Origin of the sequence: Streptomyces sp. NRRL WC-3626, assembly GCF_000718785.1 — a bacterium.
In the GTDB taxonomy this organism is placed as follows: domain Bacteria; phylum Actinomycetota; class Actinomycetes; order Streptomycetales; family Streptomycetaceae; genus Streptomyces; species Streptomyces edwardsiae.
On the sequence record NZ_JOCA01000010.1, the window covers coordinates 165508 to 188014 of the forward strand.

Consider the following 22507-nt stretch of genomic DNA (forward strand, 5'->3'; position numbering starts at 1 on the left):
CCCGTTCCGTCACGTCCCGTACCGCATCTTTACGGAAGCGAGCTGTCGTACGGGGCGGCCCACCGGTAACTTCCGCCCCGTACGCACACCCCCCGCGGGAGGACTCATGCACGGGCCCACGCCGCCCCTGCCGCTGCCCACCGACAAGCTGCGCTTCGCCATGCCGCCCATGCACGAGTCGGTCGAGGACGAACGCCGGCACCGCAAGGAGCGGCTCGCCGGCGCGCTGCGGCTGTTCGGCCGGCTCGGCTACGAGGACGGTGTCTCGGGGCACATCACCGCACGCGACCCGGAGTTCAGCGACTGCTTCTGGGTCAACCCGTTCGGCATGCCCTTCCGCCAGGTCACCGTGAGCGACCTGGTGCTCGCCAACCGGGACGGCCAGGTCGTCGAGGGCGGCCACCACGTCAACCAGGCCGCGTTCACCGTGCACGCCCAGGTGCACGCCGCCCGGCCCGACGTCGTCGCCGTAGCCCACTGCCACTCCGTGCACGGGCGCGCCCTCGCCGCCCTCGGCGACCTCCTCGACCCGATCACCCAGGAGAGCTGCGCCTTCTACGAGGACCACGCCCTCTACGACGCCTACAGCGGCGTCACCGTCGACGCCGAGGAGGGCAGAAGGATCGCCGGGGAGCTCGGCTCCCACAAGGCGCTGGTGCTGCGCAACCACGGTCTGCTCACCGTGGGCGACTCGGTGGACGCGGCGGCCTGGTGGTTCGTGACGATGGAGCGCTCCTGCCAGGTGCAGCTCACCGCGAAGGCGGCGGGCCGGCCCGTCCTCATCGACCACCGGCAGGCGGTGGCGACACGGGAGCAGGTGGGCGGGGACCTGGTGGCATGGATCAACTACCAGCCGATGTGGCAGGACATCAGCCGCAGCGAGCCCGATCTGCTGAGCTGACTGCCATGGCAAGCCGGGTGCCCTGTCAACCGGTTGCCTTCGAATTCACCCGTACTGACCGGGCCTGCCGAACGGTGGGGCGCCGGCGTAGGGCACAATTCGCTTTCGTCACAGGGGACTTGTGTCGTGTTGTTCAACATCGGACGGGGAAGGCGGGCTTCGGGCGTGGCGGTGCAGGAGGCGAGGCGGGGCGACCCCGACATGGGCGCCCACGAGGGCGGCTGCACCTGCGGGGACTGTCCGCACGGGGCACGTGAGGGCCATCGGCGAGCGGTCGCCGCGTTCCTGCTGAAGCGGGACGCGTTCGCCGCCGGGCAGGGACTGCCGGCCGCGGTCGCCCACTCCGCCTCCGCCTCCCGGCAGTGGGTGTCCGAAGAACTGACCCAGGCCGCCGAGGCCGTCGCCGAACGCGGACGGGCCGAGGGCGCGGCCTGGCTGGTACGGCTGTGGCGGCGGACCGCGATCGTGGTGTGGGCGGGCGTCGTCCTGCTGCTCCTGGGGCAGGCGCTCACCGCGATCGGCGCGGGCTGGAGCGCCGCACGCACCGCCGGACTGCTCGCCGCGCTGGTGGTGGCGGGGGCGCTGACCGCCGCGTCCTGGTTCCACCGGGCACGCGGGGGTGCGCTGGCGCCGGTGATCGGCGAGGACAACCGGCTCTCCACATCCCGTGCCGTGGCCGCGTCCTGGGTGCTGCTCCTCGCGTTCTCGGTACTCGTCCTGGTGGGACGACTGGCGGCCGCCTCCGACGGCCGGGAGCGGGACGCCCTGATCGACGGGCTCGAACTCGCCCGGGGCGCGGGCATCGTGACCGTACTCGCCGTGGTGTGCGGGATCGCCGTACTGGTGCGCCGCGTGGTCGGGCTGCGCGTGCAGGAGCAGCGGCTGCAGAAGGTACGCGCCCACCGGCCCGGGGCGGCCGACCTGCTCACCGACGACTCGGGGCGGGGCAGCTTCGCCGACATCCAGTACGTCATGATCAGCGGTGTCGCTCTCGCGTTCGCCGCGGTGCGGCTGGCCCGGCGGCCGGACCAGCTGCCGGACCTGCCGTGGGGGCTCGCGGTGGTCGTGCTGGTGTCGGCGGCGACGTACCTCGCGGGCAAGTACGCGGAGGGGGGCCGTCCGGTGATCCTCTCGGTGGTACGGGCCCGTGAGGCCGGCGACCTGGACGCACCGATCCGCACCGGGGACGACATCGAGATCCGGGGCGCCGGCTTCGTCCCCGTCGGCGCCCAGGGCGCGGACCGCCTCTGCCGCATGGTGGTCCGCGTGGGCCCGGTCCACGTCCACGTCCCCCTGGTCCCGGTGACCGGCGGCTTCGACAACCCCACGGACACCCTCCTGACGGTCCCGGTCCCGGCAGAGGTCGAACCGGGCCGAGTGGAGGTCCAGGTCATCACGGCAGCCGGCACGGAAACCAACCGCTACACAATCGACGTAACAGACTGACCCCAAAGACCAGCCACCCCCGCACATCCCGCCCTCCGCGGGCAGCCGCGCCGCACCCCGCCCCGCCCGCTCTCCGTGGGCAGTCGTGCCGCGCCCCCGCACATCCCGCCCGCCCTCCGCGGGCAGTCGTGCCGCTGGGGCGGCACGGGTGGGCGCGACGGCACCCCGCAAGCGCCGGGCCGCGCTTATCCACCCCCGGCCCACCTGCACGCCGGGCACTCCGCAAGCGCCGGGCCGCGCTTACCCACCCCCGGCCCACCTGCACGCCGAGCACTCCGCAAGCACCAAGCCGCACAACCCCCGCCCCAAGAAAAACCCCGCCCCCAGGATTGAGCCACTTCCATTCGTCGTACGTATGGTCTATCGAGGGGCCGGCACGGCAGTGAGAGGCGGCAAGCGGCGATGACTCACAGTATGCGCGCGGACACACACCCCACCGGTGACGGAACCTGGCGGGACACCGCCGCCCGCCACGCCCTGATCCCCCTGAGACTCTTCCTCGGCGTCACCTTCATCTACGCCGGCATCGACAAACTCACCGACAGCGCCTTCATGAAGGACTCCGGCGCAGGCTCGATCGGCGACATGATGCGCGCCGTCCGCGACTCCTCCGCCATCCCCGCCATGGTCGACATGGCCCTGGAGAATCCCGTCGCCTTCGGCTACGCCATCGCGTTCGGTGAACTCGCCGTCGGCATCGGCGCCCTGCTCGGCCTGCTCACCCGCCTGGCCGCCCTCGGCGGAGCCCTGATCTCCCTCAGCCTCTGGCTGACCGTGAGTTGGGCCGCCGACCCCTACTACTACGGCAACGACCTCCCGTACCTGTTCTGCTGGGTACCCCTCGTGCTGGCCGGAGCGCCCCTCTGGTCACTGGACGCCCTGATCCGGAACCGGCGCGGCCGAGGGCGCTCCTAGCGCTTCGACCAGCCAAAAAGAGAGGGCTTGAAGAAGGCCTGAAGAAGGCCCCCGACCGGCGAATCGGAGGCATGTCCGAGGCGAGTGCCGGCGACGGACAGGGCGCGATACAGCGTCGGCGGCGATCAGCGGCGAATGGCGTGGCTCGCCCCCCCCGGCGGCCGCCTCCGAAGGGCCGGTCTGCCTACGTCCGATCGGTGCAGAGCTGGGCGGTGAGGGCCGCGCAGGCCCACTCCTGCCAGACCTCGGGGGGCCAGCCCCGGTCGCGGACGAAGATCAGGTACAGCTCTGGGCTGAGCAGCCCGTACAGCAGATCGGCGGCGCGGGCGGTATCGACGTCGGGGCGGGCGTCGGGCTTGGAGGTCAGTGCCTTCGCCGCGGCGTGCTGGACGGTGTAGCGCGGGTCGGGGCCGGCGGGCCACTGCGCGGCGATCTCCGGGTCCGTGGCCGCCGCCGCGGCGATCAGCGGCATGATCGGGGCGACACGGCCGAGGATGTCGCGCACGCCCCGCACATGAGCGCGCAGCTGCCCGGCCGCGGTGGGCTCGGCGCACGCGGCGCGGAACCAGTCGCGGTCCATCGTGGCGACCGGTTCGGCGTCGCCCGCGATGGACATGTCGACGACGTCCTTGAACAACGCGCGCTTGTTACGGAACACGAAGTACACGGTCTGAACGGCGACGCCGGCACGATCCGCAACCTCCTGAAGGCTCGTCGCTCCGTACCCCTGCGCGACGAACAGGTCCCGCGCCGCCGCGACGATCTTCTCGCGGGTGCGCCGCGAACGCTCGGCCCGCTTGTCGGGGCGCCTGACGTTCGGTCCCTCGGATCCCTTGACCTCATCCATGCCTGGAGTCTATATCTAGAGTCACTTACTAGAGTTCGACTCTAACTTCTTGGAGTGGTGGCGATGAGCGGGACTCGGACGGCTGCGGAGCTCGACCAAGAGGCGTCTGTGCGCAGCGTGCTGGAGGACTTCTACCGGGACGGCAAGCCGCCGTGGGACAGCGGCGTCACGCCGCCCGAACTCGTGGCCCTGGTAGAGGGGCCCGGCGCGCTGATGCCGGGCCGGGTCCTCGAACTCGGCTGCGGCACCGGGACCAATGCCGTGTACCTGGCCCGGCACGGCTGGCGGGTGGCGGCCGTCGACCTGGTCGACCGCGCGGTCCGGCAGGCGAGGGAGAAGGCCGCCGAGGCCGGAGCGGACTGCACGGTGCTGTGCGGGGACGCCACCCGACTCGACGAGGTGGGCGTGCCCGGCCCGTACGACCTGTTCTTCGACCTGAGCTGCTACTGCGGAATTCCACCGCACCGCCGCGACGCCTACGCGGCCGGTCTCACCAAGCGCGCCGCCCCCGGCGCACGATTGCTGATGTTCGGGTACGGGCCCGGGGCATTCGACGACTCGTGGTCCGGCGTCACCGCGGACGAACTCGGCGCCAGGTTCGCCGGCTGGCGGCTGGCCGACGTGACGCCCGGCACGAACCCGGTACCGACGTTCTGGTTCACGCTGCAGCGCGCCGCCGACGCGGCGTGAACTCGGCGGGCTCCAGCACCGCGGCGCGGAGGAAGCCGGCCGGCGTGACCGGTATCGCCCGCTCAGGAAGCCGTCCGGCCCTTCCGCCGCCGTATCAGCCCGGTCATCGATCCCACCGCCCCGGCCAGGCAGAGCCCGCCGGTGACCACCGGGATGACCACGAACCACGGGGTGTCCCAGAGCCCGCCCGCGTCCCCGGCGTAGATCCCCGCGGCGAGGACGATGAAGAAACCGGCGAGCAACCTGCCCGGCTGGAACTCATGATGCGGCACGGCTCACCTCCGCCTGTCCGGCGCCGACCTGGAGTTCGAGGTCGAGCGTCCCCGCGTCCCCGGCGCCGGCCGGCGGCTTCAGGGTGACCTCCTTGTGCTTGCCCGGAGCCACGTCCACGTCCTTCTGCTTGTCGCCCGGCAACCGGATGTCGCCCACCCCCACGTCGATGCTCAGCCGCACGGTCACGTCCCGGGGCACGATCACGTGGATACGGCCCAGGCCCACGTCCGCCCGCGTCGAGAGGGTGTCGCCCTCGGGGATACGGAGCGCGGACAGATCCAGCTCGCCGTCGCCCGCGCCCAGGTCGTAGGTCGGGCGCACCTGCGCGACCGAGGTGGGCCCCCAGGTCGTCTGCTTCCAGTCGGTGCCGATGTCCTTGGGCAGGGCGGCCGAACCGGCGAGCAGACCGGCCGTGAGGACGGCCAGGACGATCGACCCGGCCCCGGTGCGGCCGATGAAGGCGCTGACCGCGATGCCGAGACCGAAGACGGCGAGCGCGCAGGCGAGACCGGTCTGCAGACTGGTGCCCAGGGGATGCGACTCCCACGTCAGACCGGTGCCGAGGCCGCCCGCGACCAGGGCGAGCAGGAATATCCGGCCGCCGATCCCGCCCCGCGGGCCGCGCGGGTGCGAGGGGCGGTGCGGCGGTGCGTACGCCTTCTCGCGGGCGCGGGAGGGGATGCCGAGGCCGATGTTGACGGCGGCGTCGATGTCCCGGTCGCGGGAGTCCCGCGGCCCCCACAGATAGCCCGTGCCGCCGAAGTGCGTACCGTCCTTGACGATGGGGTCGCGCCACCACGAGGGATAGGCGGAGGCCACCGGCGGTGCCTGCGGCTCCGGCGGGGCGTCGGCCACGGCCTGGGCGGCTATGTGGTCGGGACTGGGGGTGCCGCGCCGCCGCGACCAGTACCCGGCGCCGGCGAGCAGCAGGGACAGTATGACGGCGAAGCTCAGCACGCCGTCGTTGCTCAGCATGGTGAGGAAGACGCCGCAGCCGACCAGCGCGAACAGCACGGCCGTCAGGGTGTGGCCGTCGACCCGGCCGGTCAGCAGCCGGCGGATCTCGTTCTCGTCCTCCTCCTCGTACGGGACGAACAGCCAGGCGAAGCCGTAGAAGATCAGGCCGATGCCGCCGGTGGCGGACAGGACCGCGAGCGTGATCCGGAAGATCACCGGGTCCATGTCGCACTGCCGGCCGAGCCCCGCGCACACCCCGCCGAGCATCTGGTGCCGGCGGTCCCGCCGGAAACGCCCGCTGTCGTCGGCCGGCTCCGGTGGCAGGGCGGTCGCTCCCCCCGGGCCGGGGACGGGTTCCGGACCCGTCGCGGCGTGCTGGTGATCGGTCATGAGTCCATGGTGACGGCCGAGCCGCCGCCGCGGCAGTCGGTACGACCCTGGCCGGACCCTGATATCGGCCCCCGAGGGGGACCGGGGGAGAGTTCGACGGGGGCGGGCCGGCGAGATCAGGGGAGTCTCCGGGGCGGACCCTGATGCTCCCGCAACCCCGGCGTGTGACCATCATTGGCATGTCGGAAGCCGCAGCAGCGCCAGTCGCCGAGCCGAGGCCACCGCGCAAGCTCTACCGCAGCAGTGACGGACGCTGGCTCGGTGGTGTGGCGCGGGGCCTCGCCGGACATCTCGGGCTGCCCGTGGTCTGGGTGCGGCTCGCCTTCGTCGGCCTGTTCACGGCGGACGGACTCGGCGCCCTGCTGTACGCGGCGTTCTGGTTCTTCGTACCGCTGGGCGTCGGCGGTGTGGACGCGCAGAAGCCGCCCTCGCTGGTGACCACGGAGACCTCGCCGGACGGCCGGCGCAGACTCGTCACCCGCCGCCCGGACAAGGGCCAGATAGTCGCCCTGCTGCTCATGGTCGTGGTGGCCATGGTCTTCGTGGGCAATGTGAACCTGACCAACGGGGCGAAGGTCTACCTCTGGCCGACCGTGCTCGTCGCCGCGGGCGTCGCCCTGGTCTGGCGGCAGGCGGACAACGCACGCCGGGCCCACTGGATGGAGGTCGGCCGCCGCCGGCGCACGATGACCCTGGTGCGGGCGGCCGCCGGTGTGCTGCTGGTGACGGCTGGCGCCTCCGGCATCTTCGTCCTGCGCGGCTCCGGCAGCCATCTCGGCTCGGTGCTCCAGGCGGCCCTCGCGGTCCTCGTCGGGATAACACTGCTCGCCGGCCCCTACCTCGTGCGCATGACCCAGGACCTCTCCGAGGAGCGCCTGATGCGCATCCGCGCCCAGGAGCGCGCGGAGGTCGCCGCCCATGTCCACGACTCGGTGCTGCACACCCTGACCCTGATCCAGCGCAACGCGGACAACGCGGGCGAGGTGCGCCGCCTGGCCCGCGCCCAGGAGCGCGACCTGCGCGCCTGGCTCTACAAACCGGAGGGCAACGGCAAGGACGAGGACGACGAACCCACCACCCTCGCCGAGGCCGTGAAGCGCAACGCGGCCGAGGTGGAGGACAAGCACGGCGTCCCCCTCGAGGTCGTGGTCGTCGGCGACTGCCCGCTCGACGAGAGAATCGGGGCACAGATGCAGGCCGCACGCGAAGCGATGGTCAACGCCGCCAAGTACGGTGGCGAGGGAGGCGCGGTGCAGGTCTTCGCCGAAGTCGAGGGGAAGACGGTCTTCGTGTCCGTCCGGGACCGCGGCCCCGGCTTCGACCTGGACTCGATACCCGCCGACCGCATGGGCGTCAGAGAATCGATCATCGGCCGCATGGAGCGCAACGGCGGCACGGCGCGGCTGCGCGCGGTGCCGGACGGCGGCACGGAGGTCGAGCTGGAGATGGAGAGGGCGGAGAAGACGTCATGAGTGAGCCGACCGAGGCGAACGGAACGACGGGACCGGCGGAGGGCGCCGGGCGTCATGTGCGGGTCGTCCTCGTCGACGACCACCGCATGTTCCGTACGGGAGTCCAGGCCGAGATCGGGCAGACCGAGCAGACGGGCGTCGAGGTGGTCGGGGAGGCCGCCGACGTCGACCAGGCGGTCACGGTCATCACCGCGACCCGGCCCGAGGTGGTCCTGCTCGACGTACACCTGCCCGGCGGCGGCGGCGTGGAAGTGCTGCGCCGTTGCGCCCCGTTGATGGCCGACGCCGAACAGCCGGTGCGTTTCCTCGCCCTGTCCGTGTCGGACGCGGCGGAGGACGTCATCGGGGTGATCCGGGGCGGCGCGCGCGGCTACGTCACCAAGACGATCACGGGCACGGATCTGGTCGACTCGATCTTCCGGGTCCAAGAGGGCGACGCGGTCTTCTCCCCGCGGCTGGCCGGCTTCGTCCTGGACGCTTTCGCCTCCACCGACGCCCCGCCGGTCGACGAGGACCTCGACCGGCTCACCCAGCGCGAGCGGGAGGTCCTGCGCCTGATCGCCCGCGGCTACGCCTACAAGGAGATCGCCAAGCAGCTGTTCATCTCGGTGAAGACGGTCGAGTCCCATGTCTCGGCGGTCCTGCGGAAACTCCAGCTCTCCAACCGCCACGAACTGACCCGCTGGGCGACGGCACGCCGGCTGGTCTGAGCGGCGGGCCGTCACACCACGCGTGTCGCCCCCGCGAACGGCATCTCGTCGATGGGGGCCACGCGGACCGGGGCCGAGGGGTTCGGGGCGTGGATCATGCGGCCGTCGCCGATGTAGAGGCCCACGTGGGTGATGCCCGGATAGAAGAAGACGAGGTCGCCGGGGAGGAGTTCGGAGCGGGGGACACGGCGGCCGGAGTCGATCTGGGCGTAGGTCGTGCGGGGCACGGAGACACCGGCGGAGCGGTACGCGGCCTGGACGAGGCCCGAGCAGTCGAAGGCGTCCGGGCCGGTCGCACCCCAGACATAGGGGCTGCCGAGCTTGCCGCGGACGTAGGAGACGGCCTGCGCCGCGCGGGGGCTCGGAGCGGTCTGGGAGGTGGCGGCTTCCCCCACGTCCGTGGAGGGGCCGCCGGTGAACGCCGCGCGCTGCCCGGACGTCAGCCCGGACAGCAGCCGGCGGGCCTCGGTCAGCTTGCCGTTGACCGTCTTCCTGTGCCGCCTCAGCTCGGCCCGGCGGGACGTCAGCTCCTTCACCTCGACGCGTGCCGCGCCGCGCAACTGCTCGATCTCCCGGAGCTGTTCGCGTACGCGCCCCACCTCCGCCTGCCGGCGGGTGCCCGCGCGTTCGACGAGTGCGGCGCCCTCCAGATAGCCGTCCGGGTCCTCGGAGAGGGCGAGCCGCAAGGCAGGGTCCAGGCCGCCGGTGCGGTACTGCGCGGCGGCGACCGTGCCCAGCGCGTCCCGCGCGGAGTTGAGCCGTTCCCTTCTGCGGGCCGCCTCGTCCTGCAGCGCGCTCAGCCGCCGCTGGGCGGAGTCGGCCTTCTCCCTGGCGCCGTTGTACTTCTCGGTGGCGGCCTCCGCCTCCCGGTAGAGCCGGTTCACATCGGCCGCGACCGTGTCCGGTGCCGGCCGTGGCGCGGCGAGCGCCGTCCCGCCGAGGCCGGTCGCGGCGGTCGCGCCGGCGAGGGCGATGGCGGCCGCCGTACGGGCGGGGCCTGTGCCCGCCGTGCGCTGCCGGGTCCTGCGGTGCGCTGCCACGTCACTCCTGTCCGCGTCCGGCGAGCGGTCCGGCGGCGGGGGTGCACAGGGGGAGCGGTCCGCCGCCGGACCCTTTCTCGGCGGTGTGTCCGGCTGCCACCCCTGGCCGGGGCGGCGGTGGAGAGCCGGTCACCTGGGGCAGGACGCTAGGGCCGGCCGCGCCACCCCCGTGACGGGTTGTGCGGAAGTGACGTGAGCGGACCGCCGAGTGACCGTAAGTGAGAGAAATCACGCCGCGTTCACTCAGGGTGATGATCGATATGCCGGAGGAGCGCCGGACGAGGGCGCCGGAGTGGTACGAGGCGGCCATGGCTAGGCTCCGGCCTCATGGACGTACTCATCCACCTCTTCGTCGGTCTGCACATCATCGGCATCGCGTCGCTCCTCGGCGGCTTCCTCACCCAGATGAAGGCGATGGGCCAGGGCACCGCCCGGTTCGTCCCCGCGATGCTGCACGGCGCGCTGACGATGCTGGTCACCGGTGTGGTCCTGGTCGGGCTCCACCAGGCGGAGGACCACTCCGTCGACAACATCAAGATCGGCGTGAAGCTGGCCCTGCTGATCGTGATCCTCGGACTGGTCTACGTGAAGCGGGACGACGAGAAGGTGGACAAGGGCCTGTTCGGTCTGGTGGGGCTGCTGACCACGGCGAACATCTTCATCGCCGTGCTGTGGACCTGATCTCCCGCTCCACGGGGTCGGACGTGACCGCGGTCCGCGCGGAGGCGACCGCCCCGGCGGCGACCGCCAGCCAGGCCGCGACCGCCACCCACATCAGCACTCGCCCCAGGCCCTCGAGCCAGGGGACGCCGACGGCGGTGGACGCGGACAGCGCGGCCGCCGCCGTCATCCCCAGCGGGAACACGGTCGCCCAGCGCCGCGTGTCGTAGGACAGCCGGGGCCGCAGGATCTCGGCGGCCGTCAGCACCGCGTACCAGGCCAGGTCGAGCACCAGCAGGACGCCGGTGGTGAGGCGCAGGACGGCGGAGCCGTCGTCGTTCCAGAGGTACAGCGCCCCGCCGTCGGCGGCGAGCAGTTTCGACCCGGCGAGCGAGGAGATGGCGACCGCGCCGCCCGCGACCCACTGATCGCCCGGCCCTACGGTCACCTGGCGCGGGTCGAAGCGGAACAGGGCGAGACCGTAGAGCACCAGACCGAGCCAGAACAGCGTCAGCGCCACATGCGCGAGCCAGTCCGCCGACTCGGACCGCGCCAGCGTGGCACCCAGCACGGCGAGCCCCTGGGTGGCCACACAGCACAGGAACACGGCTCCCGGCATGCGCGGCCGCCATCGCCGTACGACCAGGACGAGCAGCGTCGGCCAGCACACCGTGGCCACCGCGAGCAGTGCCCAGGCCAGGGCGTTTTCTCCGAGCGAGGCCACGCGTGTGCCCAGCACGGTCGTCGCCGCGACGGCGGTGAGCGCGCCCGGCGTCTGGGCCTCCGCCAGCCACCGCTCGCGCTCCCGTGCCAGCCGGAGCACGAACTCCGCCGCCAGCCCCAGCCAGGCGGCACAGGCCGGCACGAGCGCGATCAGGGAGAGGGTCTCGTACCCCGCCAGATGCAGGGCGACCGACACGATGCCGGTCGCCATGACCGCGGCGCCCGCCGCCGGAGAGCGCTGCGCCCACCAGGCACGGAACGGGTACGGCGACGGGGCGGGCATGGTCCGATGCTAGGCCTGTCCGGCGGATCATGCCGGAGACGCGAACGGCGAGGGTGCCGCCCGTTTCCTCCGGGCCGATCCGCCGGCCGGGGACCGAAGACCCCGCCCGGCCGTGCGCCGCCGAACGTGTCAGGCGGGGCGGACCACGCTGTGGATCGCGGACTCGCCGTCGTAGTAGACCGACTCCTCGCGGACGTACGTGCCCGGCTTCGGGGCGTGGATCATCATCCCGTTGCCGATGTAGATGCCCACGTGTGTGACGTCGTCGTAGAAGAAGACCAGGTCGCCGGGCTGGGCCTGGGAGACGGGGACCGTCGTGCCCGCGTTCACCTGGTCGTAGGTGGTGCGCGGGAGGGAGACGCCGGCGGCCTTCCAGGCGGCCTGGGTGAGGCCGGAGCAGTCGTAGGAGCCGGGTCCGGTGGCACCCCACACGTACGGCTTGCCGATCTGCGCGCGGGCGAAGGCGAGCGCCTTCTCGGCCTTGGCGGCGTACCCGGAGCCGGTGGACGGCGAGGTCGTCGAACCGGAGGACCCGGTTGCCCCGGAACCGGCCGGGCTGCCGCTGTCCTGCTGGGCCGCGGCCTCCTCCTGGGCCTTCTCCCGCGCCGCCTGCCGCTCGGCGAGCTCGGCGGCCTTGCGGGCGGCCTCGTCCTGCTTCTCCTTCTCGATCGCCGCGAGCCGCGCCTTCTCCTCGGCGGTCAGCTTCGACATCAGCGCACGCGCGTCACCGAGCTTCTTCTGGACGGTGGCCTTGGCCGTCTTCAGGTCGCCCTGGGACTCGGTGAGCGTCTCGAGGCTCTGGGTGGCCTCCTGGCGCTTCTTCATGGTCTCGGACTGCTGGGTGACGTAGTCGTCGACCGCGTCCTTCTGGCGGCCGGTCAGCCGGTCCATCACCTGGCGCTGGTCGAAGACGTCCTGCGGGGTGTCCGCGAGCAGGAAGGTCGCGGTGTCGGGCAGCCCCGCGCCGGTCCGGTACTGGGCGGCGGCGAAGGAACCCAGCTCCTCACGCGCGTCGTTGAGCTTCTGGGTGCGCTTGGCCACGTCGTCCAGGAGCGTGTCGACCTGCTTGCGCTGCTTCGCGGTCTTCTCCTTGGCCGCGTTGTACTTCTCGGTCGCCGACTCCGCCTGGCGGTAGAGGTCGCCGACCTTCTTCTCGACCTCCTCCAGGCTCGGCTTGCCGTCGTCGGAGGGGGCGGCGGTGGCCGTCTGGGACAGCAGGGCCACGGAGGTCAGGGCGGCCGTGGCCAGGGCCGGGGTCCGTATGCCTGCCACGCGCGTGCCGGGGGTGCGCGACTTGCGGTGCGACGCCAAGGGAGGCGACTCCTTCCAATGCTCCGCCTACCGGGTTAGCTGTCGGGTTCGGGCGGCTTGCCTGGAAGGGTTGCCCTACGGCCGCTCCGCGAAGGAGTGGGCCGATTCACCCCAGGGGTCTCGGTGGGTCCCCGGCTCCGGCTGCCGCGATCGGCAGGGACGGACTCGGCGGAGGCCGCGCGGCCCGGCGAGGTTCGCCGGTGGGGGTCGTACGGCCCGCCCGCACGGTAGCCAACTGGTGTGGCCCTTGTGAAGGTTGATGGGTGATATGCCCGATACATTTTCGTGACCTTATGACAGGTGTGACTCTGGGTGAGGTGATGGTTGTGCAGGGTGCGCGTTTTCGCGCGGGCGGCCGGAATCCGGGGATGTTCCCGGGGCGGGCCCGGGTTGTCGGTGGGGCGCCCTAGACTCGGAGAGCGATGAGCAGCCTCTTTGACGACAGCTTCCTGGCGGACCTCCAGGCCCAGCGGGGCCCCGCGGACGAGCCCCCGCCACCGCCCGACGACGAGCACGCCCCGGAGCGGATCCCGGACGACCTGTTCGACGGGAAGTTCGACGTGCCGCCGGACAGGGACGCCTACTACCGCGACGGCGCCCCGCGCCCGGTGATCGACGCCGCGGCCCTGCTGGAGGGGCTGAACGACAACCAGCGCGCCGCCGTCGTGCACTCCGGCTCCCCGCTGCTCATCGTGGCCGGCGCCGGCTCCGGCAAGACGCGTGTGCTCACCCACCGCATCGCCCACCTGCTGGCCGAGCGGCATGTCCACCCGGGCCAGATCCTCGCGATCACCTTCACCAACAAGGCCGCCGGCGAGATGAAGGAGCGCGTCGAGCAGCTCGTCGGCCCGCGCGCGGGCGCCATGTGGGTGATGACGTTCCACAGCGCGTGTGTGCGCATCCTGCGCCGCGAGAGCAAGAAGCTCGGCTTCACGTCGTCGTTCTCGATCTACGACGCCGCCGACTCCAAGCGGCTGATGGCCCTGGTCTGCCGCGACCTGGACCTCGACCCCAAGCGGTTCCCGCCGAAGTCCTTCAGCGCCAAGATCAGCAACCTGAAGAACGAGCTGATCGACGAGGAGGACTTCGCCGCCCAGGCGGCCGACGGTTTCGAGAAGACCCTCGCCCAGGCCTACGCCATGTACCAGTCGCGGCTGCGCGAGGCCAACGCGCTCGACTTCGACGACCTGATCATGACGACGGTCAATCTGCTGCGCGCCTTCCCGGACGTCGCCGAGCACTACCGCCGCCGCTTCCGGCACGTCATGGTCGACGAGTACCAGGACACCAACCACGCCCAGTACGCACTCGTGCGTGAGCTGGTCGGCGGGGCCTCCGAGCGCCCCGTCGAGGTGCCGCCGGAGGCCGAGGTGCCGCCCGCCGAGCTGTGCGTGGTGGGCGACGCCGACCAGTCGATCTACGCCTTCCGCGGCGCGACGATCCGCAACATCCTCCAGTTCGAGGAGGACTACCCGGACGCGACGACGATCCTGCTGGAGCAGAACTACCGCTCCACCCAGACGATCCTGAGCGCCGCCAACGCCGTCATCGAGCGCAACGAGTCCCGCCGCCCCAAGAACCTGTGGACCAACGCCGGCAGCGGCGCGCGGATCACCGGGTACGTCGCGGACACCGAGCACGACGAGGCGCAGTTCGTCGCCGACGAGATAGACCGCCTCACGGACTCGGGCAAGGCCAAGGCGGGCGACGTCGCCGTCTTCTACCGCACCAACGCCCAGTCCCGTGTCTTCGAGGAGATCTTCATCCGCGTCGGCCTGCCCTACAAGGTCGTCGGCGGTGTCCGCTTCTACGAGCGCAAGGAGGTCAGGGACGTCCTGGCCTATCTGCGGGTGCTCGCCAACCCCGAGGACTCGGTGCCGCTGCGCCGTATCCTCAACGTCCCCAAGCGGGGCATCGGCGACCGCGCGGAGGCCATGATCGACGCACTCGCCCAGCGCGAGAAGATCAGCTTCCCGCAGGCCCTGAGGCGCGTCGACGAGGCGTACGGCATGGCCGCGCGGTCGTCGAACGCCGTGAAGCGGTTCAACACGCTGATGGAGGACCTCCGTACGGTCGTCGAGTCCGGGGCGGGCCCGGCGACGGTCCTGGAGGCGATCCTCGAACGCACTGGATACCTCGCCGAGCTGCAGGCCTCCACCGACCCGCAGGACGAGACCCGGATCGAGAACCTTCAGGAACTCGCCGCCGTCGCGCTGGAGTTCGAGCAGGAGCGCGGCGAGGGCGAGTCGGTCGCCCTGTCCGACTTCCTGGAGCAGGTCGCCCTGGTCGCCGACTCCGACCAGATCCCCGACGAGGACGAGGACGGTTCCGGCGTCATCACCCTGATGACCCTGCACACGGCCAAGGGCCTGGAGTTCCCGGTCGTCTTCCTCACCGGCATGGAGGACGGCGTCTTCCCGCACATGCGCGCCCTCGGCGAGACCAAGGAGCTGGAGGAGGAGCGGCGCCTCGCGTACGTCGGCATCACCCGCGCGCGGGAGCGGCTGTACCTCACCCGGTCGACGCTGCGCAGCGCGTGGGGCCAGCCGTCGTACAACCCGCCCTCGCGGTTCCTCGAGGAGATCCCGGCCGCCCACCTGGAGTGGAAGCGGACCGGGGCGAGCGCGCCCGTGTCGTCCGGTCCGGCGTCGGGGGTGGCGGCCTCGCTGTCGTCGTCCCGCTCCCGCTCGTCCGCGTCGGGCGGTTCCGGCTTCGCCACCCGGCGGAGCGCGGACAAGCCCGTGGTGTCGCTGGCGGTGGGGGACCGGGTCACGCACGACCAGTTCGGCCTCGGCACCGTGGTCGGCGTCAAGGGCACGGGCGGGAACGCGGAGGCGACGATCGACTTCGGGGACACCAAGCCCAAGCGGCTGCTGCTGCGGTACGCGCCGGTCGAGAAGCTGTAGCGCCGGCCGGCGATCCGTCGGGAGGACCGTCCTGTGGCGGTCCTACGACGGGTCGAGGCCGTGGCTGCGCAGCCAGGAGAGCGGGTCGATCGCCGAGCCGCCGCCCGGGCGGACCTCGAAGTGCAGGTGCGGACCGGTCGAGTTGCCGGAGTCCCCGGAGAACGCGATCCGGTCGCCGGCCTTCACCGTCGTACCGAAGGCGACCTGGTAGCTGGAGAGGTGGCAGTACCACGTCTCCGTGCCGTCCTTCGCCGTCACGATCATCATGTTGCCGTAGGCGGAGTTGTACTGCGTGCGCACCGTGCCGTCGGTCGCCGCCATCACGGGCGTGCCGTACGAGACGGGGAAGTCGATGCCGGTGTGGACGGACATCCAGTTGATGCCGGCCTGGCCGTAGTAGGCGCTGAGGCCGTGCCGCGCGACGGGGAGCGCGAACTTCGGCCGCAGTCGCTCCTTGCGGGCGGCCTCCTCCGCGGCCTGCCTGCGCTCGGCCTCCTGCTGCGCCTTGAGGTCGATGCGCTCCTGGGTGCGGCTGGCCCGGTCGGCGAAGTCGTCGGCGCCGGCGGCGAGGCTCTCCAGTTGGGTGTCGAGCTTGATGTTGGCGGCGGACGGCTGCACCGGCGGGGCGTCCGCGGCCGTCGTCTTCGTCTCCTGGCCGCCGTCCTCGGCGAGATCGCCGACCGAGGCCGCCGCGATCCCGGCGACACCCATCACACACGCCGAGGGAACGGCCACCGTCAGCAGCGCGGAGCGCTTGGCGGGCATACGGCGGCGGGAACGCGAACCGGAGCGCGCTGCGCGCGGCGCCGGGGCGGGGGCGGGGACGATCTCCTCCTGCTCGTCGAGCAGGTGCACCGCGGGCATCTCACCGGTGTCGGCCGGCCCGTCGGCGGCAGGGGCCTCGTAGGGCTCCTGGCCGAAGCTCTCGTACGAGTCGGGCCGGGCCTCGTAGGACTCGGCCGGAGTCTCGTAGCCGTCGGGGGCGGGGTCCTGGGTGGCCGTCTCGCCGCCGGCGGAGTTCCACTGGGTGGCGTCGTAGGCGCCGCTGTCGTAGACCTGCGTGCCCCAGTCCCACTGCTGGGTCTGGTCGGCGGGGTGCGCGGCCGGGTCGGCCTGGAGCCACTCGCCGGAATCCCACTGACCGGTCTCCGGGGAGCCGGCCTGCGGCGGGATCACCGCGGTCGTCTGCTGCCCGCCGGTGGCCCAGGCGGTCGCGTCGTAGCCGCCGGTGTCGTACGTGGACGGGTATCCGGCCGCGTACGTGTCGTACTGTCCGGTCTCCTGGCCGCCCGTGGACCACTGGCCGGCCGTCGCATGGGCGCCCGTGTCCTGGCCGCCGCCCGGCAGGTCGCCGAAGAGGGGGTCGGTGGCGAAGCTTCCGGTGGTGTGCGCGCCGGTCCCGAAATGGGTGGCGTCATAACCGGTGGCGTCGTAGCCGCCGTACGTGGTGAAGTCGCCGTACTGGGCTTCCTGTGTGCCGTACGACGCATAGCTCGCAGCGGCGGCATCGGAAGCCGGGGCCGGGGCCATGGTCCCCGACGGGTGACGGTCGTTCACCAACTTCTCTTTCGCCTCGACAACAGGGGCTGGCAGAGCAGTGCGGCGACTGTACCCGGCGGTACGCGGGCTCGACAATCTTCCGCAGGTTTCGCCGGCGCAGGAAACGGGCAATCGGTCGTCTTTTGGTGGACGATGGGCGTGGTCTTGGCTCTTTGTTCGAAACCTGTTCGAGATCGTGCGCGGTTCGAGGGCGGTAAGTGGGCCTTCTCGGACCGTTGTTGTTCGGATTTCTACGGAGGGGGCGCACGGTTCCGCTTGGCGCGCAGACGTCGGCGCCCGGCGTGTCGTGCGCGCGGGCGCCGGTCGATCGGGGGCGGTCAGGCCGCCGTCACGCCACCGTCAGCCCCTCCGGGCGGCCGGTCGACGGCTCTCCGGGGTGTGCCGTGTCCAGGGCCTGCCGTATGCCGGTCGCCACGGCCGGGTGCACGGGCAGGGCGAGATGGCCGACGCCGCTCACCCGTACGTTCACCGCCGTCAGGTCGGGGTGCTCGACGCAGGCCGACTCCAGCGGGTCCATGATGTGGTCGAGGTCGCTCCAGAACGCGACGAAGTGCGTACGGCAGCCCGGCGAGGGCAGCGCGAGCTCCTCGAGCACCGGTGAGCCGGGACGCATCTGGCGCACGATGGGGTGCGCGTTGGCCAGCGGCGCGACGCGCGTGCCGGAGTGCGGCGTACCGAGCGTGACGAGCGTCCGCACCCGGGCGTCACCGCCGAGCCGCTGCACGTAGTACCGCGCGATGAGCCCGCCGAGGCTGTGCCCGACCACATCCACCCGGTGACTGCCCGTGCGCTCGCACACCTGCTCTATATGCCGGCCGAGCAGTTCGGCCGCGATACGGATGTCGCAGGTCAGCGGGGAGTAGTTGAGCGACTCGATCTGCTGCCTGCCGTGCTGGGAGAGGCTGCGGCGCAGCAGGACGAAGACCGACCGGTTGTCGATGAAGCCGTGCAGCAGCACCACCGGGGGCTTGGCCTCCGTCGGCAGCTGCGCGGTGCCGTCCGGGACGGGCAGTGCCGGGCGCGCGCCCCGGCGCTCCTGGACGATGCCGACGGGATAGAGCAGGAGGTGACCCGCGAGGATCGCCAGCTCCAGGGCGGTCGCCTTCAGCAGGGTCACGGAGAGATCCGCCAGCCGGGTCGGCAGAAGACGCCGGCAGAGCGGCAGAAAGGGGAGAGCTGCCTGAGTGACCTTCATGGCCGACCTCCTGTCGGCACGCGGAGGGACAGCCTTGTCCCCCGTGTGCCCTTATGGGGAATCGCTACGAGAGCGGTCGACGGAGTGCGCGTGAGAGGGGTGGAGGGAGCGCGGTGACTCGGCGACCTCGGGGCGAATCCCTTATGCGCATCGTCCCACCGTTGCCCGAGTGGTGCACGGGCACGCGGTGAACGTGGCCCTCCGTGTGATTTGCCCCTCCCTGCGCACCGCGAAACTGCCGGTTGCGGGATGCTGGAGATAACGTTCGTTCACTTCCCCGGCCGGTTGGAGCCGGGGTTCCCGAGCGATGTGTACGGCATGACGGATGTGTGCGGTACTTGTCGGTACGGATGGATGTAGTCGCTTCATGGAGGCAGTGATGGGTGTGGCAGCCGGTCCGATCCGCGTGGTGGTGGCCAAGCCGGGGCTCGACGGCCACGATCGCGGGGCCAAGGTGATCGCGCGGGCGCTGCGCGACGCCGGTATGGAGGTGATCTACACCGGGCTTCACCAGACTCCCGAGCAGATCGTCGACACGGCGATCCAGGAGGACGCGGACGCGATCGGGTTGTCCATTCTGTCCGGGGCGCACAACACGTTGTTCGCGGCGGTGATCGAGCTGTTGGGTGAGCGGGACGCGGCGGACATCCTGGTGTTCGGCGGGGGGATCATTCCCGAGGCGGACATCGCTCCTCTGAAGTCGAAGGGGGTCGCGGAGATCTTCACTCCGGGGGCTACCACGGCGTCGATCGTGGACTGGGTGCGGAGTAACGTGCGTCAGCCAGCGGGGGCGTAGGGCGGGGCCCGGCGGCCGTTCGCGTGCCGGGGCGGGCCCGGGGTGGGTCGGGCTGCCCGGTTTCCGCGCGGGCCGCGTAGGTGCCGGCCGGGGGTGTTCGCGCTGCCCGGCGCGGTGCGGCGTGCTCGCGTGTGGGTGGGCCGAGGAGTGTTCGCGCTGCCCGGCGCTCGCGGGGTGCCGTCGCGCCCACCCGTGCCGCCCCAGCGGCACGACTGCCCGCGGAGCGCGGAGGCGGCTGTCCGTGGGAGTGCAGGGGTGGGGGTGCCGGTTCTGCGGCACGAGTGCCCGTGGGGGGCTGTTCGTGGCTGGCGGGGTGGTGGCTACGGGGTTAGTTCGGAGTGGATCCTTGCTCTCAGGTGGAGGGTTGTCACCAGGCGTTGGAAGGCTTCCGACCAGTAGCCGCCGGCGCCGGGGGAGGCGTTCTCCGGTTCGTCCGGCAGGGCCAGGAGCGCCTCCAGGCGGCTTGCCTCGGACGGGTCGAGGCAGCGTTCGGCCAGGCCCATGACTCCGCTGAAACTCCATGGATAACTCCCTGCGTCGCGCGCGATGTTGAGCGCGTCGGCCACCGCCCGTCCGACCGGCGCGGCCCACGGCACGGCACACACCCCGAGCAGCTGGAACGCCTCGGACAGGCCGTGCGTCTCGATGAACCCGGCCACCCACTCCGCCCGTTCGGCGGCGCCCAGCGTGCCGAGCAGTTTCGCCCGTTCGGCCAGCGACACCGCCCCCGGACCGCCCGCCTCCGGCGCGGAGGGCTCGCCGAGCAGCGCCCGGGACCATGTCGCGTCCCGCTGCCGTACGGCGGCCCGGCACCAGGCCGCGTGCAGTTCGCCCTGCCAGTCGTCCGCCACCGGCAGCGCCACGATCTCCCGGGGCGTACGCCCGCCGAGCCGGCCCGGCCAGCCGCCGAGCGGGGCCGCTTCCACCAGCTGGCCCAGCCACCAGGACCGTTCGCCCCGGCCCGCGGGCGGTCTCGCCACCACCCCGTCGCGCTCCATGCCGGCGTCGCACTCGTGCGGCGCCTCGACCGTGATCGTCGGTGTGTCACGGGTGTGGTCGACGGCCACACAGGCCCCGGCCCGCACCGCCATCCGCTCCGCCAGCGCCGAGCCGGGCAGCGCCGACAGCAGCTCCGCCGCCGTCGCCCGTACGTTGCGGCTGCGGTCGGCCAGGGACTGCTCCAGGAACGGCTCGTCGTCCGGGCCGAGTCCCGTGCGCAGCGAGTCCACGAACATCAGCCGGTCCTCCGCCCGCTCCGTCGCCCACGTCGTCGCGAGGAGTTCGCGCGCGGAGGCGGGCTCGCGGGAGCGCAGGGCGGCGAGGAGGGCGACCCGCTCGGCGAAGAGGCCCTCCCGCCAGAGCCGCCGTACGCCCTCGGTGTCCCGGGCGCCGGGTACCGAGGCGCCCCCGCCCGGCGCGGCGCGCAGGGCGAACCGCCAGTCCGGGTTGAGCCGGGCCAGCCACAGGGCGCGCGGCCCCGCGAAACGCAGCGCCGCCGGACGCAGGTCCGTCCGTCCCCGCGCGGCGTCCAGCAGGGCGGGCAGGACGGCCGGGGGTGCGGCGTAACCGCGGGCGTTCGCCGTCGCCAGCCACTGCGGCAGCAGCTCCATGAGGTCCGGTGCCGTGCCCCGGCGCCCGCCGCCGGGCGTGCCGGGACGGTCGGCCAGCAGCATCGTGAGCCGGCGCGCGGCGGCCGGCGGCAGCGCGGGGCGCGGATCCTCGGGGGCCGGCTCCGGCCGCCGCGCGGCCCGTCCCGGCCGCAGCCCGGCGCGGCGCCGTACGGTCGCCGCGGCCGCCGCGTCCAGCAGGGCGGACGGCGCGTCCGGCCCGGGCGCGGAGCCCGGCGGTGTGCGCCGGTCGGTGCCCAGCAGGGCCGTGGTCACCAGCTCCCCCCAGGAGTCAGGGAGGGACGCGTCCACGGCGGTGGTCGTCGTGCTCATCAGCTTCCTTTCGGACGGGCGTCCCGGCACGGTCGAGGACCCGGGCGCACCGGGTGTCCAGTGACGCCCGAAAGATTCCCGGGGCGGACGGGGCGGACGGGAACGGGGCCGAGCGCCCCGCTCAGCACAGCGGCACCATCTCCCCGGCCCCCTCCGGCCATGCCGCCAATGGGGTGAATCCCTGGTGGCCGCACTCGCCGAACACCCTGACCGGGCCGCCCCCCGACAGGGCGACCAGACGCCACAGACCGGGTCGGGACCGAGCGGCCGGGGTGAGCGGCAGCGCGGTGTCCGCGTCGGCGTCGGCCAGCTGCCAGCCCTCACCGTCCGGCGCCGGTATCACCCGGTCCAGGGTGACCGGGACCGAGTCCAGCCAGGGGTCGTCACGCAGCGCCTCGCCGTAGCGGGCGGCCGCCCCGGCCGTCGTCGTCCCCGACGGCCGTACGTCCGTCGGGGCGGGCGGTGCGAACCGCTCGCCCAGGGCGGCCCGCGACTGCCCCGTGCCCGGGTACGCGGACAGCTCCGCGTCGAGGGCCGGCCCGACCGGCAGCGCGAGTCCGGGCGCGCGGCCCGCCGCACCGTAGGAGAGGAGCAGCGCCGTGCGGCCCGTACCGGTGCCGTACAGCCATATGCGGCGGGTCGTCAGACGGCTGTCCGCCGTGTCGTACTGGGCGAGGACCAGCCAGCGGTCCCGTATCGCCGGGCCGTCCGCCCGCGCGGTGAGGCCGATACGGGAGCGGACCGTCGCGGCCAGCCCCTCCGGCAGCCGCTCCCGGTGCCGCCAGCCCCGGCCGAGGAGGTGGAGCAGCGCGCACTCCTCCAGCAGCCGCACCGGCCGGTCCGCCCCCGTGCCCGGAAGGGACGCCAACTCCCGGACCCGGGCGGCCAGTCCCGGCGCCTGGGCGTCGACCATGCGGGCCGCGGTCTCCTCCCACAGCCCGTCCCCGGACCGCTCGGCCGACGCCAGGCCGCCGCGGAGCAGATCGGCGAGCCGCTGCTCCAGCTCCACCGTGCCCGCCGTCACCCGCTCGGCCCGCCGCCTCGCCCTGCGCCGCGCCGCCTCCGGATCGGCGGCACCCGGGGAATCCGGGGCGTCCCCCGGCCCCTTTGCGCGCACATCCTTGATCCACCGCTCGGCCCACTCCGGCGCCTCCCCCCGCGCCACCGCCCCGCCCCCGCCCGACCAGAGCAGCAGCAGACCGAGCGCGTGCTCGCACGGAGACCCGCGACCGGGGCAACTGCAGCCGTACGCCGGCCCGGAGACGTCGACGACCGTCCGGTACGGAGCGCCCCCGCCGGCCTCGCACAGCCCCCACACCACCCCCTCGCCCGAACTGCCCGCCCCCGACCACCGTCCGGCCGCGCCGAGTCCACCGCCCGCGGCGCGTGACGCGGCGTCAGGCGCCAGTGCCAGCACCTGGTCCGCGGTCCAGCGCATCCCCTGCTCAGTCATGCCATCGAAACTAGATCCCGGCACTGACAATCGCCTCAG

The 22507-nt window shown here is 72.7% G+C and carries 19 protein-coding genes and 1 riboswitch; of the genes, 9 read left to right on the forward strand and 10 right to left on the reverse strand.

Annotated features, from left to right (window positions below; all coding sequences use genetic code 11):
* Positions 1–106 precede the first annotated feature (106 nt).
* The 3 genes from IF28_RS0118380 (at position 107) to IF28_RS0118395 (ending at position 3262) form a co-directional block, all read left to right on the forward strand.
* Positions 107–901 (forward strand): class II aldolase/adducin family protein, encoded by a 795-nt coding sequence (locus tag IF28_RS0118380; protein ID WP_030221239.1) that lies wholly within the window; start codon positions 107–109, stop codon positions 899–901.
* A gap of 165 nt (positions 902–1066) precedes the next feature.
* Positions 1067–2347, forward strand: a complete 1281-nt coding sequence (locus tag IF28_RS0118385; protein ID WP_030221243.1) for a hypothetical protein — start codon at positions 1067–1069, stop codon at positions 2345–2347.
* A 402-nt stretch (positions 2348–2749) separates the two neighbouring features.
* The gene (locus IF28_RS0118395) at positions 2750–3262 is read left to right on the forward strand and encodes a DoxX family protein (protein WP_106982085.1); all 513 of its coding nucleotides are present in this window, start codon (positions 2750–2752) and stop codon (positions 3260–3262) included.
* Between the two features lie 184 nt (positions 3263–3446).
* Here IF28_RS0118395 and IF28_RS0118400 read toward each other — a convergent pair whose 3' ends face one another.
* Positions 3447–4109, reverse strand: a complete 663-nt coding sequence (locus IF28_RS0118400) for a TetR/AcrR family transcriptional regulator (RefSeq protein WP_030221253.1) — start codon at positions 4107–4109, stop codon at positions 3447–3449.
* Between the two features lie 63 nt (positions 4110–4172).
* On the opposite strand from IF28_RS0118400, the gene IF28_RS0118405 reads away from it, so the two are divergent.
* Positions 4173–4799 (forward strand): class I SAM-dependent methyltransferase, encoded by a 627-nt coding sequence (locus IF28_RS0118405; RefSeq protein WP_030221255.1) that lies wholly within the window; start codon positions 4173–4175, stop codon positions 4797–4799.
* A gap of 62 nt (positions 4800–4861) precedes the next feature.
* Here IF28_RS0118405 and IF28_RS0118410 read toward each other — a convergent pair whose 3' ends face one another.
* Together IF28_RS0118410 and IF28_RS0118415 are read right to left on the reverse strand one after the other, a co-directional pair.
* Positions 4862–5071: a hypothetical protein gene (locus IF28_RS0118410; protein WP_030221258.1), complete on the reverse strand. Its 210-nt coding sequence runs from the start codon at positions 5069–5071 to the stop codon at positions 4862–4864.
* A complete protein-coding gene (locus tag IF28_RS0118415; protein WP_030221263.1) occupies positions 5058–6419 on the reverse strand; it encodes a PspC domain-containing protein in 1362 nt (453 codons plus the stop codon). The genes IF28_RS0118410 and IF28_RS0118415 overlap by 14 nt, the downstream gene beginning before the upstream one ends.
* Positions 6420–6598: 179 nt before the next feature.
* On the opposite strand from IF28_RS0118415, the gene IF28_RS0118420 reads away from it, so the two are divergent.
* Positions 6599–7891: an ATP-binding protein gene (locus IF28_RS0118420; RefSeq protein ID WP_030221265.1), complete on the forward strand. Its 1293-nt coding sequence runs from the start codon at positions 6599–6601 to the stop codon at positions 7889–7891.
* Positions 7888–8601, forward strand: a complete 714-nt coding sequence (locus tag IF28_RS0118425; RefSeq protein WP_030221269.1) for a LuxR C-terminal-related transcriptional regulator — start codon at positions 7888–7890, stop codon at positions 8599–8601. Before IF28_RS0118420 ends, IF28_RS0118425 begins: the two co-directional genes overlap by 4 nt.
* 11 nt (positions 8602–8612) lie before the next feature.
* Here the strand turns inward: IF28_RS0118425 and IF28_RS0118430 are convergent, their stop codons facing one another.
* The gene (locus IF28_RS0118430) at positions 8613–9641 is read right to left on the reverse strand and encodes a C40 family peptidase (RefSeq protein ID WP_030221272.1); all 1029 of its coding nucleotides are present in this window, start codon (positions 9639–9641) and stop codon (positions 8613–8615) included.
* 327 nt (positions 9642–9968) lie between these two features.
* Here IF28_RS0118430 and IF28_RS0118435 point away from each other — a divergent pair, with 327 nt between their 5' ends.
* On the forward strand, positions 9969–10322 hold the full coding sequence (locus IF28_RS0118435; RefSeq protein WP_030221277.1) for a hypothetical protein: 354 nt from the start codon (positions 9969–9971) through the stop codon (positions 10320–10322).
* Here IF28_RS0118435 and IF28_RS0118440 read toward each other — a convergent pair.
* Positions 10300–11307: a tellurite resistance/C4-dicarboxylate transporter family protein gene (locus tag IF28_RS0118440; protein WP_030221281.1), complete on the reverse strand. Its 1008-nt coding sequence runs from the start codon at positions 11305–11307 to the stop codon at positions 10300–10302. The genes IF28_RS0118435 and IF28_RS0118440 overlap by 23 nt on opposite strands.
* Before the next feature lie 129 nt (positions 11308–11436).
* The gene (locus tag IF28_RS0118445; RefSeq protein WP_030221283.1) at positions 11437–12618 is read right to left on the reverse strand and encodes a C40 family peptidase; all 1182 of its coding nucleotides are present in this window, start codon (positions 12616–12618) and stop codon (positions 11437–11439) included.
* Between the two features lie 7 nt (positions 12619–12625).
* Positions 12626–12784: riboswitch (cyclic di-AMP (ydaO/yuaA leader) on the reverse strand.
* A gap of 256 nt (positions 12785–13040) precedes the next feature.
* Here IF28_RS0118445 and pcrA point away from each other — a divergent pair.
* Entirely contained in the window at positions 13041–15524 is a 2484-nt protein-coding gene (pcrA, locus tag IF28_RS0118450) for a DNA helicase PcrA (protein WP_030221285.1), read from the forward strand.
* Positions 15525–15566: 42 nt separating this feature from the next.
* Here pcrA and IF28_RS0118455 read toward each other — a convergent pair whose 3' ends face one another.
* Positions 15567–17054 (reverse strand): M23 family metallopeptidase, encoded by a 1488-nt coding sequence (locus IF28_RS0118455; RefSeq protein ID WP_030221288.1) that lies wholly within the window; start codon positions 17052–17054, stop codon positions 15567–15569.
* Positions 17055–17412: 358 nt separating this feature from the next.
* Positions 17413–18279 (reverse strand): esterase/lipase family protein, encoded by an 867-nt coding sequence (locus IF28_RS0118460; protein WP_030221290.1) that lies wholly within the window; start codon positions 18277–18279, stop codon positions 17413–17415.
* A gap of 379 nt (positions 18280–18658) precedes the next feature.
* Here IF28_RS0118460 and IF28_RS0118465 point away from each other — a divergent pair, with 379 nt between their 5' ends.
* On the forward strand, positions 18659–19075 hold the full coding sequence (locus IF28_RS0118465) for a cobalamin B12-binding domain-containing protein (protein WP_030221293.1): 417 nt from the start codon (positions 18659–18661) through the stop codon (positions 19073–19075).
* A gap of 320 nt (positions 19076–19395) precedes the next feature.
* Here IF28_RS0118465 and IF28_RS0118470 read toward each other — a convergent pair whose 3' ends face one another.
* Both IF28_RS0118470 and IF28_RS0118480 read right to left on the reverse strand, forming a co-directional pair.
* Positions 19396–21015 (reverse strand): DUF5691 domain-containing protein, encoded by a 1620-nt coding sequence (locus IF28_RS0118470; RefSeq protein ID WP_030221296.1) that lies wholly within the window; start codon positions 21013–21015, stop codon positions 19396–19398.
* A gap of 121 nt (positions 21016–21136) precedes the next feature.
* On the reverse strand, positions 21137–22468 hold the full coding sequence (locus IF28_RS0118480) for an SWIM zinc finger family protein (protein WP_030221298.1): 1332 nt from the start codon (positions 22466–22468) through the stop codon (positions 21137–21139).
* Positions 22469–22507: the final 39 nt, after the last annotated feature.